The sequence below is a fragment of the Oryzomicrobium terrae genome (assembly GCF_008274805.1).
Classification (GTDB): Bacteria; Pseudomonadota; Gammaproteobacteria; order Burkholderiales; family Rhodocyclaceae; genus Oryzomicrobium; species Oryzomicrobium terrae.
The window spans coordinates 379,917-393,143 of the sequence record NZ_CP022579.1 but is presented as its reverse complement, the minus strand read 5'-3'; the positions used below and the strand labels follow the sequence as shown (position 1 = coordinate 393,143).

The window sequence follows — 13,227 nt, the reverse complement described above, 5'->3', positions numbered from 1 at the left end:
GCCGTAGAGTAGCTTCCACTCAAACGAGAGGGAGCACTCCATGACCACCCCTGCCAATCCGTCCCCCAGCCCGTTGCACGGCGCCGATGCCACACCCCTGGAGCAAGCCGGCCACGCGGCCCGGCAGCGCCGCCACCTGAGCGTCGGCCTGACCCGCAGCCCCCGCGAGATCGAGGAAGCCCAGCGCCTGCGCTACCGGGTGTTCGCCCAGGAAATGGGCGCCAACCTGCAATGCCGCACCCCGGGCGTTGACCAGGACATGTTCGACGCCCATTGCGAGCACCTGGTGGTGCGCGACGAGGACAGCGGCGAGGTGGTGGGCACCTACCGCATCCTGTCCCCCGAGGCCGCGCGCAAGATCGGCAACTACTACACCGAGGGCGAGTTCGACCTGACCCGCCTGCAACACCTGCGCCCCAAGCTGGTGGAAGTGGGCCGCTCCTGCGTCCATCCCGACTACCGCAGCGGCGCCACCATCACCCTGCTGTGGTCCGGCCTGTCCCGCTTCATGCTGGAGAACGGCTACGACTACCTGATCGGCTGCGCTTCGGTGTCCATGGCCGACGGGGGCTTCGCCGCCGCGGCGTTGTATCATCGCCTGACCGAGCACATGTCACCCCTGGAATACCGGGTCTTCCCCCGGGTTCCCCTGCCCCTGGACGCCCTGAGCCGCGAAGCCGCCGCCAGTAGCGAAGCGCTGGTGCCGCCCCTGGTCAAAGGCTACCTGCGCGCCGGCGCCTGGGTGTGCGGCGAGCCGGCCTGGGATCCGGACTTCAACACCGCCGACCTGCCGGTGCTGCTGCCCATGTCCCGGGTCGATGCCCGCTACGCCAAGCACTTCCTCAAGAGCGGGGCATGAACGGTAGTCCCGGTGGCGCCTCGACGCCCCGCCTGGCGGCAGTCCCTGTCGTGCCCAACGCTTTACCCAGCACCTTTGCCTTTGCGAGCCCACCGCTGAACGCCCCTGCCCCACCACTCCATCCTGCCGATTCCGCTGCGCGCTCCGGCACCCAGCCCAGCGGCCTGCGCGCCACCCTCCGGGTGGTGCGCTTGTTTCGGCTCATCCGCCTGGCGCTGCATCTGCTCCAGGGCGTGCTGACCCTGCTCATCGTCTACCCGTGGAGCCTGCCGCGCCGCCGCCGGGCGCTCAAGCAGCGCTGGGCCAAGCAGCTGCTGGCCATGCTCGGGTTTGTCCTGGACGTACGCCTGGCCGAGGGCGCGGTATTGCCGCCTAGCGGGCTGATCGTCGCCAACCATGTATCGTGGATCGACATTTACGCCCTCAACGCCACCACTCCGGTCGCCTTCGTCTCCAAGGCTGAGGTGCGCCAATGGCCGGTAATCGGCTGGCTGGCCGCCCACACCGACACCATCTTTCTGCGCCGCGGCAGCCGGGGTCACGCCAAGGTGGTTAACGGGGAAATCGACGCGACAATGAGCACCGGCACCCACGTGGCCCTCTTTCCGGAAGGCACCACGACCGATGGCACCCACCTGCTGCATTTTCACGGCGCGTTATTGCAGCCGGCCGTGGAATCGGGGCAGCCGGTGATCCCCGTGGCGATCTCCTACCATGAAGCCGACGGCCGCCCCAGCCTGGCCCCGGCCTATGCCGGTGACACCACCATGGGTCAGTGTCTGGCAGCGATCCTGACACGACGTACCCTGATAGCCCGGGTGCAGATCCTGCCGCCGCTGAGCACCGGGGCAGATTCGCCTTACGCCGACCGGCGCACCCTGGCCCGTACCGCCCACGCCCAGATCGCGGCAGCCCTGGGATTCACGCCGGACTGAGGCGTCCGTCAGGGCTGTGCTACGCGCCGATGCTGGCACCTAGGGCGCCCCTTCGACGGCGGGACGGCCGGCGGCCGCGCCGCCCCCCGATTCCTCCGCGTCCGGCGCCTGCTGCCGGGCGGCGTGCTTGGCTTGATACATGCGGGCATCGGCACGGCTGATCAGGGTTTCCGGCAAGTCGTAGTCCTCCGGGCCGGTCTGGTCCACACCGATGCTCAAACTCACGCCCGGCAGCTGCTCGGCCATGAGCTGGACCAGGCGGCGGCAGAAGGCGGCCTCGGCAGCGGCGACGGTGCAATTGGGCAGCACCACGCAGAATTCGTCCCCGCCGTAACGGTAGCTCAGATCCTCGGTACGGCAGATGCTGCGCAGGATTTCGCCGACGCCGCGCAGCACCTCGTCGCCCCGGGGGTGGCCGAACTTGTCGTTGATCCCCTTGAAGTCATCCACATCCAGGTAGACCAGGGTCACCGGTTCGCCGCGGCGCTGCGCCGCGCGCAGGGTGGCGGCCAGGGACTCGGCCAGATAGCGCCGGTTGTAGACGCCGGTGAGGGGATCGATGCGGCTCAACTGTTCGAGTTGCTGGGTTCGCTGGCTGACCTTTTCTTCCAGACTGCGGGCGTAGCGGTCCGACTTGTTCTTGGCCGTCTCGATTTCCGCCACCAGGCTGCGGATGTAGGTCTCGAACACCAGGGTGACATCGAAGATCACCAGCTTGTCCAAAGCGTCGAGGACGGCGGCGCACTGCGGGCCATCGCCCAGCCCCCGGCGCAGTGCCCCCACCAGCAGCCCCTTCAACTCGTGGATGCCGGCCAGGTAGAGGCGTGGCTCGACACCGATGCGTTTGTGCACCATGCCGATGCGCAGGCGGTTGTTCACATAATCGACGTCGTAGGCCCCGCTGAACAGGTCGAGGATGTAGCGCCGCTGGGCGGTGCGCAGCCGACCCAGAGTGTCGGCGTCGCCGATCAGCAGGGCGATCTCGTCGACGCTGGTCTGGGCTTGGTAGAAGGCATCGACCAGGGCGTCGATACGCTCAGAGATGAGCGGCAGGCAGGCCGCCAGGGCGGCGGCATGCTCGGCGGTGAAATTCAACAACTGCTTGCGATACTCGATGTCGAGTTCGCTGATATGCATCTGTTCCAGCAGGGTCTGTTCTGTCTGCTGCATGGCCGCGTCTCACCGGTGGGACCATCGGACCGGCACCCGCTGCGGGGCCGGAGCCACTACAACAACCCATTCATCATAACAAAGGCGGCTCCGTCCCCATCTCACATGCCGACGTAGCGCCCCGGTTTGTGATTGACCGCAATGACCAGATTGAGTGCCACGGCGCCAAGCACCGAGATCGCCACCAGGTCGGGGGAACGCACCAGGAATGCGGTGCCGACGATCGCCAGGTCGGCCGCCATCTGCACCTTGCCGGCACGCCAGCCGCGGGTCTCCTGCAGGTAGATGGCGAGTACGCCGAGACCGCCCAGGCTGGCCTTGTGGCGCACCAGGATGAGCAGGCCGATGCCGGTGAGAAAGCCCCCCATCACCCCGGCGAAGAGGGGGTTCAGGACGTCGAAATGGATCAGGCTGGGGAGCAGTTCGCTGTACAGGGAGAGCAGCGCCACGGCGATGAAGGTCTTGATGGTGAACACCCAGCCCAGGGCACGCACGGCGAAGAAATAGAACGGCAGGTTGATGAGGAAGAACAGGGGGCCGAAGGCCAGGCCGGTGGCGTAGTGGGCGAGAAAGGCCAGACCGGCGGTGCCGCCAGTGAGCAGCCCGGCGTGGCGGAACAGGACCACCGAAAGGGCGACGAACAGGGGACCGATGAGGAGCGCCTGGACATCCTCGAGCAGGGTATGGCGGACGACGGGTTGGGTTGCGGCGGTAGGCATGGGGAAAGACGGGCCGGAGGCGGAGGGAAGGCTCGGGTAACGGGCACGGGCCCGACCCGGTGGCGGAGCCGGCGCTATTCTACGGCAGGGGTCGGCTGGGCCGGTTCCGGCGTGACGTCGCTCGGACCCGGGGTGTCCGCGGCGTGGGAGCGCAGGGTCTCATGGAAGCGGAAGGTGTTGCGCCCCTGGTGCTTGGCCCGGTACATGGCGATGTCGGCGGAATGGATCAGGGCGTTGGCGTCGTTGCCGTCCTCCGGGTAGAGGCTGATGCCCATGCTGGCGTGGACGGTCAGGTCCCGCCCGGCCACGTGGAGCGGCGACTGGAACCGCTGCAGCAGCTTTTCCGCCACCCCGGCCACATGACGCGGATCGTCCACCACGTCGAACAGGATGACGAATTCGTCGCCGCCCAAGCGCGCTACCGTATCCACCTCCCGTACCGCCGAGCGCAGCAACTGGGCCGTTTCCTTGAGCACCAGGTCGCCTACCGCGTGGCCCAGGGTATCGTTGATTTCCTTGAAACGGTCCAGGTCGATGAACAGTACCGCCAGGGCTTCGTTCTTGCGTCGCGCCGCGGCCACGGCGTGTTCCAGCCGCTCGGCGAACAGGCGCCGGTTGGGCAGGCCGGTGAGGGGGTCGTGACGGGCCAGGTGGTCGAGCTGGCTGCGGCTGGCGTACAGCTCGTCGAGGTGGGCGCCGATTTGGGTCTGCATCTCCTGGAAGCTGCGCGCCAGCAGGCCGAACTCGTCACGGCGCGCCACCGGCAACTCGCCCATGACGTGCTCCCGGGAAAAGCGCTGGGCGGCCGCCACCAGCATGTTCACCGGCCGGATCACCGCCCGGGACACGGGCCCGGCCATCAGCAAGGCGAGCAGGCTGAAACCGAGCACCAGTTGCCAGGTGGTGCGCCCGAGCTGCTGGACATCGTGCAGGATGTTGCCGAGGGGCTGGGACAGGCCGAGCACGAGGAAGCGTCCCTCGGCAGGATCGCCCACGGAGAGGCGAACGAAGGCGGCCACCGCATCCGTCGGTACGGGGCCGACGGTCTGCTCGGCGCGGGTGACGAGGCTCTTGGCCCGGTGGTCGAGCAGGGCCTGCACCGCCGGATAGGTGTCCTGGACCAGAACCCGCCGCCCCCGGTCGAAGCCGAAGGCCAGGTCGGCCTGGGGATGGATCAGGAAATCGCCCCGTTCGTTGGTCAGGTACAGCCAGAAATCGTCGGGCAGATCGGTCTTGAGCAGCTCGAACAGGCCATTGACGTCAATGTTGATGACCACCAGCCCCCACACTTTGCCGTCGCGGCCGAGCACCGGCGAAGCCACCTGCAGCGACGGTTTGTTCAGTCCGGAATGGGCACCTTGTTCGTGGTTGATGACGATGGGCGACAGGTACACCTGGCCCCCGGGCAGCTCCAGGGTGCGAAAGACGTAGGGGTAGTAGCCCTTTTCCTGGAGCAGTTCCCCCGTCACCCGTACCAGCCGGGCATCGTCCCGATCCACCCGGACCACCTCGCGGCCGTGCTGGGCGGCACCGATCAGCCGCACCTGGAAATACTCGGGATGGACCCGCAGCATGGCGGCAAACGTCTCCGCCAGGCTGTCCTGGGCGGCGCCGGTCTCACCCCGGCCGCCTGAAACGATGCGCCGGGTGGCCGGTTCCTGGGTCAGCAGACGCACGTCGTCCGCGACGCGGGCCAGGCTCACCACCAGGCGCCGCCCCAACACCTGGGTGGCAGTCATCAGCTCCCGTTCGGCCGCGCTCACCAGCAGGGCACGGCTCTGGCTGTAGGAGTAGTAGCCGGTCAGGCCGGCCGCCAGAATGGCGAAGCTGGCCAGCAACAGGCCCAGCTTGAGGCCGATGCCGATACGCGGCAGGCGCAGGGCGGGCCAGGGCATCAAAAGCGCTCCGGCGGATCGCCGGCGATGATCCGCCGCCACAGGGCCGCCCGACGCTCCGCGTCCTCCACCGGCTCCAGCCAGAACAGACGGGCGCCCTCGGCCAGGTGGGCCGGTTCGTGCAGCGTGTTGGCCAACCCCTGGCGCTCGGTCAAGGCCGTGCTGACCGGCTCTTCCAGGGTGTAGTTGATCCATTGCTCGGCCAGGCGCCGGTTACGCGCCCCCCGGGTGATGGCCCAGCAATCCAGCCAGGCCAGCGCCCCTTCGCGGGGAATGACGTAACCCACATCCAGCCCGGCTTTTTGCAGCAGTTGCAGCTGCTGCACGCCATAGTTGGCGAACATCAGGGCTACCCGGTTTTCCCGGAACAGCTCCACGGACTCTTCCGGCGAGGTGTAGAAGGTACGGACGTTGCGGCGCAGGGCCACCAGGCGTTCGATCATCTTGCGGGTCTCGGCCGGGGCAATGCGGAACGGCGTCTTGCTGCCCAGGGACATGGCGGCCAGGGAGAAGTTGTGGCTGCTGCCGTTGTAGGCGAGCACACGCCCCTGGAAGCGCGGGTCCCACAGGGCGGTCAGGGACGTCGGCGCCTCGGGCACCAGCTTGCGGTCGTAGATCAGGCCCATTTCCCCATAGGTGTAGGGAATGGCATAGACCTGGCCGCGCCGCACCACCCCGGGCAGGGACGACAGGTCGCGGAAGCGGGGCAGTTGCCGGCTGACGTTGCTGATCAGGGCCAGGTCCAGGGGCTGGGCCAGGCCTTCGTCGATGATGCGGCGCAGTTCGGCGGTATTGGCGGCGAACACGTCGAAATCCGCGCCCCGATTGGCACGCAACCGGTCCCACAGGGCATCGTCCGAGTCCACCAGGGTGATCTCGACGTGCACGCCGTAGCGCCGCTCGAACACCCGGACCAAGTCGGTATCGGCATAGCCCGGCCACGCCAGGACCCGCAGGGTTTCCTTGGTCTGGGCGGCCGCCGGCGGGGCGAACGGCAGGAGCGCCAGGGCGGCCAGCACGGCCACGGCGCGGGCCATGCTGGCGCCATGGGCGAGGAGGCTATTCAACCTTGGGAGCGGCATTGTCGGGGGGACTCGAAAGCGAGTGGCCGCTCCCGTGGCATTCGGGTCGCAGCCTGTTGTTGTGCCGGCATCATCGCCGATTTTTGGTCAAATGTTATCCCGTAGTCACCGGAAACCCGGCAGTTTTTGCCACCTTGGCGCAACGCCGCGCCCCGCCTCGATCCCGTGGCTGCCCCTTTGGAGAACCAGTATCGACGCGGGTCTCCAAGGTGGCTCCTCGCAGAGCAAGCAATGGCGCGGATTTCCAGGTAGCACCTGGGAGAAAACCCCGTTGGCGCGGCGCGAATTGCTATGCCGAAGGCGTATTCCTTTACTCTGGCACGGACGTTGCTGAACAGTTCCCGATTATTTTCGGGGTTCCGTCATGTTCAGCACTGCGAGTCTCTTGGCCGGCGTCGGCGTGCGCGCCGTGTCCTCGGTGGTATCCGGCATCGCCTCGGCGGTTGGCGCGGTGGCCGACAGCGTCAGCGGCGACAGCGCCACCCCGTCGGCGCGTATTTCCATCAGCGCCGACGCCAAGGCGGCCCTGCAACGGGTCAAGGACCTGGAGCAGGACAAGGAAAAGCTGCGCACGGCAGCGCAAAACGACCCGGTCCTGGCCAGCCAACTGGCCCAGCAACTGGCCTACGGCCAGGAGGCCCTGGCGGTGCGCACCGACAAGAACAACTGGGCCAACACCCGCTTTGCCAACGGAACTCCGGTCACCGATACGTCCTATCAGGTGTCCATGGACAGCCAGATTTCGGCGGTGCGGCAACAGCGCATCGCGCTCTATGAAACCGAACGGGCCAAGGGCACCCCGCCGGCCGAAATCTACGACAAGCTCCAGGCGTTCAACGCCCGCCTGCCCAACGATTACAAGTCGGCCACCGGCCTGCTCGCCTAAGCTCGCCTCCGGCCACGGGGCCAGCCCTGGTGCTCATCGCCCGGGGCGGCGGCAAGAATTGCCGCCACGGGGTGGTGTCCTCAGGCGGCATCCTCTCCTGACGCGACAATCCCGAGCACTGCCAAGCACGCTAGGGCCGTACCGCCCCCGCTCAGGCGCTACAATCCCAGCCCGCCGCAAGAACACCCGGAGCTGCCATGGATGCCGACCACACCCGCCTGAACGAACTGGAAATCAAGCTCGCCTACGCCGAAGATCTGCTGGAAACCCTCAACCTGACCGTGTTCCGCCAGCAAGAACAGATCGAGCTGCTGCAACGCCAGCTGCGCGAACTGCACCAGCAGGTCCAGGCCGCTGGCCCCGGCGAGGGGCGTAACCTGCGCGACGAGATCCCGCCCCACTATTGATTGGTGGAGGGCCGGGTCCGGCGCCGCCGCCGGCAGCCCCTTCCTCAGATCGTCAGGCCATCAGACCGGCCGCGTGCCGGCAGCGCCCCACCACGCCCCCACCCTCAGCGGGCGACCAGGGAGATCACCCGGTTCTTGCGCAGCTTGCCGACCACGTGCATCTCGCATTTGACGCAGTCGAAGCGCAGGGTCAGCCGCTCGTTGTTGTTGATCAGGGTCAGGGGATCGGCCTTGATGCCCTTCACTTCCTTCGGGCACAGGTTGAAGTCGTGGCGCAGGCAGTGCTTGGTGATCATCAGCGACACCGCCCCGGTTTCCTCGTTGGCCTCGTAGGCCGATTCGATCAGCCGCACGCCATGCTTGGCGTAGAAGGCCCGGGCCTGGTCGTTGTACACGTTGCCCAGGTAAGTGAGCTCGTCGTCCGGGTAGGGCACCGGCGGCTCCACCGCCGCCGCCCGGGGCGGACGCCGGTAGGCAGCAGCGCGGGCCGCGTCGAGGGCCGCCACGGCATCCCGGCGCAGGCCGTTTAACACCCCAGCAGGGATGAACCAGGGTTGGGCCAGGTCCAGGGCGATGTCCGCCTCGGCTGCCGCGTACAAGGTCGTGCCCAGCTTGCCCAGGTGCTCGCGGATGCTGGCCAGGGCGCGTTCACCGTTCTGGGCGGGTTCGTGGGCATGGACCACCCGGGCAGTGGTGGTGACGCCGTCCTCGTCGGCCAGCACCAGGGCGAAGCCGTCGGCGGTCTCGGTGAAGTGCATGCGCACCGCCACCCGCCGCTCGGCGGATTTCTTTTCCAGGGCCCGTTCGAAGGCCTGATCCCGGTTGCGGTAAAGGACTTGCCCGGTTTGCAGAGCCTCGGGCACCTCGCTGACGAAGAGGCGATACAACCGGGAAGACGACTGGCCGCTGGCCAGCGGCTCGGCCCGGTTGATGCGCACCCCGACCAATTCCTGCTCGCTGTCGAAGAACGACAGGCCGTCGCCGTTGTGCAGCGGCTCGATTCCCGCATCGACCTCGGCGACGAACCAGCCCAGGCCGACTTCGCCAACGGTGCCGATGCGGGTACCGGAGAACTTGGGGGTATCGAAGGCGCCGATGCCGTGCTGGCGGTCGTTCACGAAATAGTCGGTGGAACCCCGGTTGAAGGTCTTGTCCGGCTGGGGGGTGAAGAAGAAGGTGCAACGGCCGGCGGAACTGCGCCGGTACTGAGGCGCTTCTTCCATGATGCCGTCGAGCAGGGTGCGGTAGTGGGCGGTGATGTTCTTGACGTAGGACAGGTCCTTGAGCCGCCCCTCGATCTTGAACGAGGAGATGCCGGCATCGGCCAGGGCGCGCAGGTTGGCCGACTGGTCGTTGTCCTTCATCGACAGCAGGTGCTTATCCTGGGCGATCAGCTGGCCGTCGGCCCCTTCCAGATCGTAGGGCAGGCGGCAGGCCTGGGAGCAGTCGCCCCGGTTGGCGGAACGGCCGGTGTGGGCGTGGCTGATGTAGCACTGGCCGCTGTAGGCGACGCACAGGGCGCCGTGCACGAAAAATTCCAGGGCCACGTCGGTGCCGGCGGTGATCTTCTCTATCTGCTTGAGGGTCAGCTCTCGGGCCAGAACGATCTGGGAAAAACCCACGTCCTGAAGGAAGCGGGCCTTGTCCACGCTGCGGATGTCGGTCTGGGTGCTGGCGTGCAGCTGGATCGGCGGCAGGTCCAGTTCCAGCAACCCCATGTCCTGGAGGATGAGGGCGTCGGCACCGGCCTCGTACATCTGCCAGGCCAGGCGCCGGGCCGGCTCCAGCTCATCGTCGCGCAGGATGGTGTTGAGCGCCACCAGCACCCGGGCGTTGTAGCGGTGGGCGTGGGCGGCCAGCCGGGCGATGTCGGCCACGCTGTTGCCGGCATTCGAGCGGGCACCGAAGGCGGGACCGCCGATGTACACCGCGTCCGCCCCGTGGTTGATGGCTTCGATGCCGAAATCGGCGTTCTTGGCCGGGGCGAGCAGTTCGAGGTGGCGGCGCGGTGCGGCGGCCGGGGCGGAGAAAGGAGCGGACATGGCGGACATCGGGAGCAATCGGGGCAAAACCCCCGGGCGGGCAGGGCCCGGGCCGGGACAGGGCGACAAATGGAAAACGGCCGGTCCATGAGGGACCGGCCGACAGGGTACCAGCCTAGGACTAGGCCCGCACGGCACGCAGTGGGCCGGGGGAGGCGGTAATCAGCGCACCCGGCTTTCCACCAAACGGAAGAAGAAGGCGCCGGCGGCGACGCTGACGCCCCAGGCCAGAACCAGGCCGATGGCGCTGGCGGTGGGGTTGCGCGGCACCAGGTGGGGAATCACGGCGTTCATGACCATCACCACCGGGAAATGGAAGAGGAACACCGAGTAGGAAATCTTGCCCAGGTAGGCCAGGGGACGCACGTCCAGCCAGGCTTCCAGGGCACCGGTGCGCCGCCCCACGCCGAGGGCCAGGGCCACCGCCAGGGCGACGGCGATGCGCAGGCGGAAATCGATCACCAGGGCGCCGATCACGATGGCCGCCAGCACCCCCAACCATAGGGGCGAACGGTCGTCGTCGGCAGCCCAGTAGGCCAAGGCGCCCATGGCGTAGGAGCCAAAGAAGTAAATGGCCCACTCGTCCCACACTTCGTTGCGGTTGAAGTGGAACAGGGAGGCTACCGCCAGCACACCCACCAGCACCGGAGTCAGGCGGCGCACCTGGCCGGCCAGAGCCCCGGCCTTGCCGGACAGCCACAGGGTCAGGACCATCAGGGCGAACAGCTGGAAATCGATGGCGACGTACCAGACCCCGGCCGACAAGGCCTCCTGGTCGAGCACGCTATGCAGCAGCAGAGCGTGGGCCGCCAGTTGCGGCAGGGTCGGCGCCGAAGGCACCCAGCCGTCCCACAGCCACAGGCGCACCAGGGCGGCACAGGTGATGCCCACCCCCAGGGCCGCCAAGTAGGGCAGCACCAGGCGGCGATAGCGCTTCCAGATCAGCGCTAGAGGCTGTTGCACCACCGATTCGCCCTGGGGCGCCAGCCCCTTGGCGGCCAGGAAGCCGCCGATGACGAGAAACACCTGCACCGCCACCCGGGCGTAGTCGTACATCCAGTCGAGCAGCTGGGGCGCCAGTTCCCGGGCCGATTCGGACAGGGGACCGTAGCTGGACAGGTGATGCAGGACGATCAACTGGGACGCGATGGCCTTGAAGGCATCGATCAAGGGCATCCGCCGGGGGGAGGGACTCACGGGGCCTCCGGAGGAAGAAACATTTGCGGCGTTCATGGGGAGAAAAAACGGCAACGGCCCGCCAGCGGCCTCGCGGCGGGGAAAGTCTTGAATTCGGGAATGGAACGGGAGCGCAGTGAAAACATGGCGATCAATCCACAGGACGAATGATGCGCCGTCCCGGCAGGGCCTGAAAACGCCATTTACGTTTTGCAACACATTGTTTTGGCGCGGAATTATGCAGACATCTGACAGCGAAGTCCAGGCATTGGGCAGCGAACCGGCTGTTATTTGCCGCCATCTCGACCATGCGCGACCGACTGTCGGATCGGTCAACGTAAATTTTCAGTCAACTTCCTACGTCATTGCCGCGTTATTGGCGGCATGGTGAATGATCACCGCACATCCAACGGAGATAGCAATGGGCAGCCTTAGCAACGAATCCTTCGACGACTTTCTGGATTCCCTGAAACGCGCCGGTGTCGTCATCAGCAACGAACAGGAACTGCGTGAACGGCTGGCCGAAGCCCAACGTTGGCGCTATGCCTTCACCACCCTGGCCTCCAACGGCCGCCAGATCGGCATCCGCTTCCAGGATCAGGGCAACGGCGTGAACAGCGCGGAAATCCACCGCACCTTCGCCGCCTACGAATTCCCCGAGCGCAGCGAAGCCGTCTTCGCCGCCAGCCTCAAGGCCGAACACTAAGCTGCGCCGCCGCGGCGGGCACCACCCGCCGCCCCGGTCCGCCGCCAACACGGCATCAGGCCCGCCCTTTGGCGGGCCTTTGCGCTTGAGCAGGCACCTCATGCCCCGGCGCAACCATAGCCGCAGAGCGCCACTCTCCTTTATGCTCGCGTCTTTGGCCCACGGCCCAGCACGCACAGGAGAGACTCCATGCCGATGTTCGTCGACACCTCCCCCCCGGGGCAGTGCATTTTCTGCCGCCTGGTGGCCGGCGAGATTCCCGCTTCCACGGTCTATGAAGACGACCAGACCATCGCCTTCCTCGACATCGGCCAGGTTAACCCGGGTCACGTGCTGGTGGCGATCAAGCGCCACGCCGCCACCCTGTTCGACCTGACGCCCGACGAGGCGGCCGCCGCCATGCGCACCGCCCAACGCGTCGCCCACGCCATCCGCGACACCTTCGACCCGCCGGGCCTAAGCCTGTTCCAGGCCAACGGGGTCGAAGGTAACCAGACCGTATTCCATTTCCACATCCACGTCCTGCCTCGCCACGGCGACGACGGCATCGAACTCAGCTGGCCGCGCAAAGACCCGCCCCGGGCCACCCTGGAAGACTACGCCGCCCGTCTGCGCACCACCCTCGGCACCGCACCGGCGGCATGATGCGTCGCGACGCCCCTTTCCTTGCGCCCCAGGCCGCCCCCCTGGCCGGCCTGCGCGGCCGGCCGCTGCTGTACGCCATGTTTCGCCTATGGTGGCTGAAGGCATCCGGGACCACCGTGTTCATCACCCTGTTCTTCACCGCCTACGTGCATCTGCTGAAGAACCCCAGCGGCGCCGTCACCGAAATGCCCCTGCTGTGGCTGGACCAGGCCGTCGGCGTGCACACCCTGGCCCTGCCGGTGTATGTCTCCCTGTGGGTGTACGTCTCCCTGCCCACCCTGTTGTTGTTCACCGTAGCCGAGCTGGCCAGCTTCGGCCTCGCCGCCGCCCTGCTCTGCCTGTCCGGCCTGGCCTGCTTCTACCTCTGGCCCACCGCCGTGCCCCCGGCCAACATCGACTGGGGCCAATACCCGGGCTTCGCCTTCATGAAGGGCATGGACGCCGCCGGCAATGCCTGTCCGTCCCTGCACGTGGCCACCGCCGTGTTCTCCGCCTGCTGGCTGCAAGCCCTGCTGCGCCGCATCGCCGCCCCGGCCTGGCTCAACGCCGCCAACTGGTTGTGGTGCCTGGCCATCGCCTACTCAACCCTGGCGACCAAGCAGCACGTGGCGGTGGACATGCTGGCCGGCATCGCCCTGGGCGGTGTGGCCGGCCTGCTGTCGCTGCGCGCCTGCGCCGACCGGCTGGCCCGCTACCGACCATAGA

The 13,227-nt window shown here is 67.3% G+C and carries 13 protein-coding genes; 7 read left to right on the top strand and 6 right to left on the bottom strand.

Translation table 11 applies throughout. From position 1 onward, the window contains the following. Positions 1-40 precede the first annotated feature (40 nt). Complete coding sequence (locus tag OTERR_RS01775; protein WP_082396588.1) at positions 41-859, top strand: GNAT family N-acetyltransferase; 819 nt, start codon at positions 41-43, stop codon at positions 857-859. Then, complete coding sequence (locus OTERR_RS01770; protein WP_149424670.1) at positions 856-1,794, top strand: lysophospholipid acyltransferase family protein; 939 nt, start codon at positions 856-858, stop codon at positions 1,792-1,794. The genes OTERR_RS01775 and OTERR_RS01770 overlap by 4 nt, the downstream gene beginning before the upstream one ends. Positions 1,795-1,833: 39 nt before the next feature. Here OTERR_RS01770 and OTERR_RS01765 read toward each other — a convergent pair whose 3' ends face one another. The 4 genes from OTERR_RS01765 to OTERR_RS01750 all read right to left on the bottom strand — a co-directional run bounded on the left by OTERR_RS01765 (position 1,834) and on the right by OTERR_RS01750 (position 6,615). After that, the gene (locus tag OTERR_RS01765) at positions 1,834-2,964 is read right to left on the bottom strand and encodes a GGDEF domain-containing protein (protein ID WP_149424669.1); all 1,131 of its coding nucleotides are present in this window, start codon (positions 2,962-2,964) and stop codon (positions 1,834-1,836) included. 101 nt (positions 2,965-3,065) lie between these two features. Further along, entirely contained in the window at positions 3,066-3,683 is a 618-nt protein-coding gene (locus OTERR_RS01760) for a YitT family protein (protein WP_149424668.1), read from the bottom strand. Between the two features lie 74 nt (positions 3,684-3,757). Next, a complete protein-coding gene (locus OTERR_RS01755; protein ID WP_149424667.1) occupies positions 3,758-5,578 on the bottom strand; it encodes a GGDEF domain-containing protein in 1,821 nt (606 codons plus the stop codon). Then, positions 5,578-6,615, bottom strand: coding sequence for an extracellular solute-binding protein (locus tag OTERR_RS01750; RefSeq protein WP_149424666.1), 1,038 nt, complete (start codon positions 6,613-6,615; stop codon positions 5,578-5,580). The genes OTERR_RS01755 and OTERR_RS01750 overlap by 1 nt, the downstream gene beginning before the upstream one ends. Before the next feature lie 409 nt (positions 6,616-7,024). Here OTERR_RS01750 and OTERR_RS01745 point away from each other — a divergent pair, with 409 nt between their 5' ends. Both OTERR_RS01745 and OTERR_RS01740 read left to right on the top strand, forming a co-directional pair. Beyond that, the gene (locus OTERR_RS01745; RefSeq protein ID WP_149424665.1) at positions 7,025-7,546 is read left to right on the top strand and encodes a hypothetical protein; all 522 of its coding nucleotides are present in this window, start codon (positions 7,025-7,027) and stop codon (positions 7,544-7,546) included. A 197-nt stretch (positions 7,547-7,743) separates the two neighbouring features. Next, positions 7,744-7,953 carry a SlyX family protein gene (locus OTERR_RS01740; protein ID WP_054619589.1) on the top strand — a complete coding sequence of 70 codons (210 nt, stop codon included), beginning with the start codon at positions 7,744-7,746 and terminating at the stop codon, positions 7,951-7,953. Between the two features lie 104 nt (positions 7,954-8,057). Here the strand turns inward: OTERR_RS01740 and OTERR_RS01735 are convergent, their stop codons facing one another. Continuing rightward, complete coding sequence (locus OTERR_RS01735) at positions 8,058-9,995, bottom strand: peptidase U32 family protein (protein ID WP_149424664.1); 1,938 nt, start codon at positions 9,993-9,995, stop codon at positions 8,058-8,060. Positions 9,996-10,157: 162 nt separating this feature from the next. Then, a complete protein-coding gene (locus OTERR_RS01730; RefSeq protein WP_223115983.1) occupies positions 10,158-11,192 on the bottom strand; it encodes an acyltransferase family protein in 1,035 nt (344 codons plus the stop codon). Positions 11,193-11,592: 400 nt separating this feature from the next. Here OTERR_RS01730 and OTERR_RS01725 point away from each other — a divergent pair, with 400 nt between their 5' ends. The 3 genes from OTERR_RS01725 (at position 11,593) to OTERR_RS01715 (ending at position 13,226) form a co-directional block, all read left to right on the top strand. Beyond that, the gene (locus OTERR_RS01725; RefSeq protein WP_054619591.1) at positions 11,593-11,877 is read left to right on the top strand and encodes a hypothetical protein; all 285 of its coding nucleotides are present in this window, start codon (positions 11,593-11,595) and stop codon (positions 11,875-11,877) included. A gap of 189 nt (positions 11,878-12,066) precedes the next feature. Continuing rightward, positions 12,067-12,522, top strand: coding sequence for an HIT family protein (locus OTERR_RS01720; protein ID WP_149424663.1), 456 nt, complete (start codon positions 12,067-12,069; stop codon positions 12,520-12,522). Beyond that, positions 12,519-13,226, top strand: a complete 708-nt coding sequence (locus OTERR_RS01715; RefSeq protein WP_246154263.1) for a phosphatase PAP2 family protein — start codon at positions 12,519-12,521, stop codon at positions 13,224-13,226. The genes OTERR_RS01720 and OTERR_RS01715 overlap by 4 nt, the downstream gene beginning before the upstream one ends. The last annotated feature ends 1 nt before the right edge of the window (position 13,227 follow it).

What these genes read in the sequence shown, in the direction of transcription:
- OTERR_RS01770 (WP_149424670.1), top strand. Translation starts at nt 856, where the DNA reads ATGAACGGTAGTCCCGGTGGCGCCTCGACGCCCCGCCTGGCGGCAGTC.
- OTERR_RS01750 (WP_149424666.1), bottom strand. Translation starts at nt 6,615, where the DNA reads ATGGCCCGCGCCGTGGCCGTGCTGGCCGCCCTGGCGCTCCTGCCGTTC.
- OTERR_RS01740 (WP_054619589.1), top strand. Translation starts at nt 7,744, where the DNA reads ATGGATGCCGACCACACCCGCCTGAACGAACTGGAAATCAAGCTCGCC.
- OTERR_RS01745 (WP_149424665.1), top strand. Translation starts at nt 7,025, where the DNA reads ATGTTCAGCACTGCGAGTCTCTTGGCCGGCGTCGGCGTGCGCGCCGTG.
- OTERR_RS01775 (WP_082396588.1), top strand. Translation starts at nt 41, where the DNA reads ATGACCACCCCTGCCAATCCGTCCCCCAGCCCGTTGCACGGCGCCGAT.
- OTERR_RS01735 (WP_149424664.1), bottom strand. Translation starts at nt 9,995, where the DNA reads ATGTCCGCTCCTTTCTCCGCCCCGGCCGCCGCACCGCGCCGCCACCTC.
- OTERR_RS01725 (WP_054619591.1), top strand. Translation starts at nt 11,593, where the DNA reads ATGGGCAGCCTTAGCAACGAATCCTTCGACGACTTTCTGGATTCCCTG.
- OTERR_RS01760 (WP_149424668.1), bottom strand. Translation starts at nt 3,683, where the DNA reads ATGCCTACCGCCGCAACCCAACCCGTCGTCCGCCATACCCTGCTCGAG.
- OTERR_RS01765 (WP_149424669.1), bottom strand. Translation starts at nt 2,964, where the DNA reads ATGCAGCAGACAGAACAGACCCTGCTGGAACAGATGCATATCAGCGAA.
- OTERR_RS01720 (WP_149424663.1), top strand. Translation starts at nt 12,067, where the DNA reads ATGCCGATGTTCGTCGACACCTCCCCCCCGGGGCAGTGCATTTTCTGC.
- OTERR_RS01715 (WP_246154263.1), top strand. Translation starts at nt 12,519, where the DNA reads ATGATGCGTCGCGACGCCCCTTTCCTTGCGCCCCAGGCCGCCCCCCTG.
- OTERR_RS01755 (WP_149424667.1), bottom strand. Translation starts at nt 5,578, where the DNA reads ATGCCCTGGCCCGCCCTGCGCCTGCCGCGTATCGGCATCGGCCTCAAG.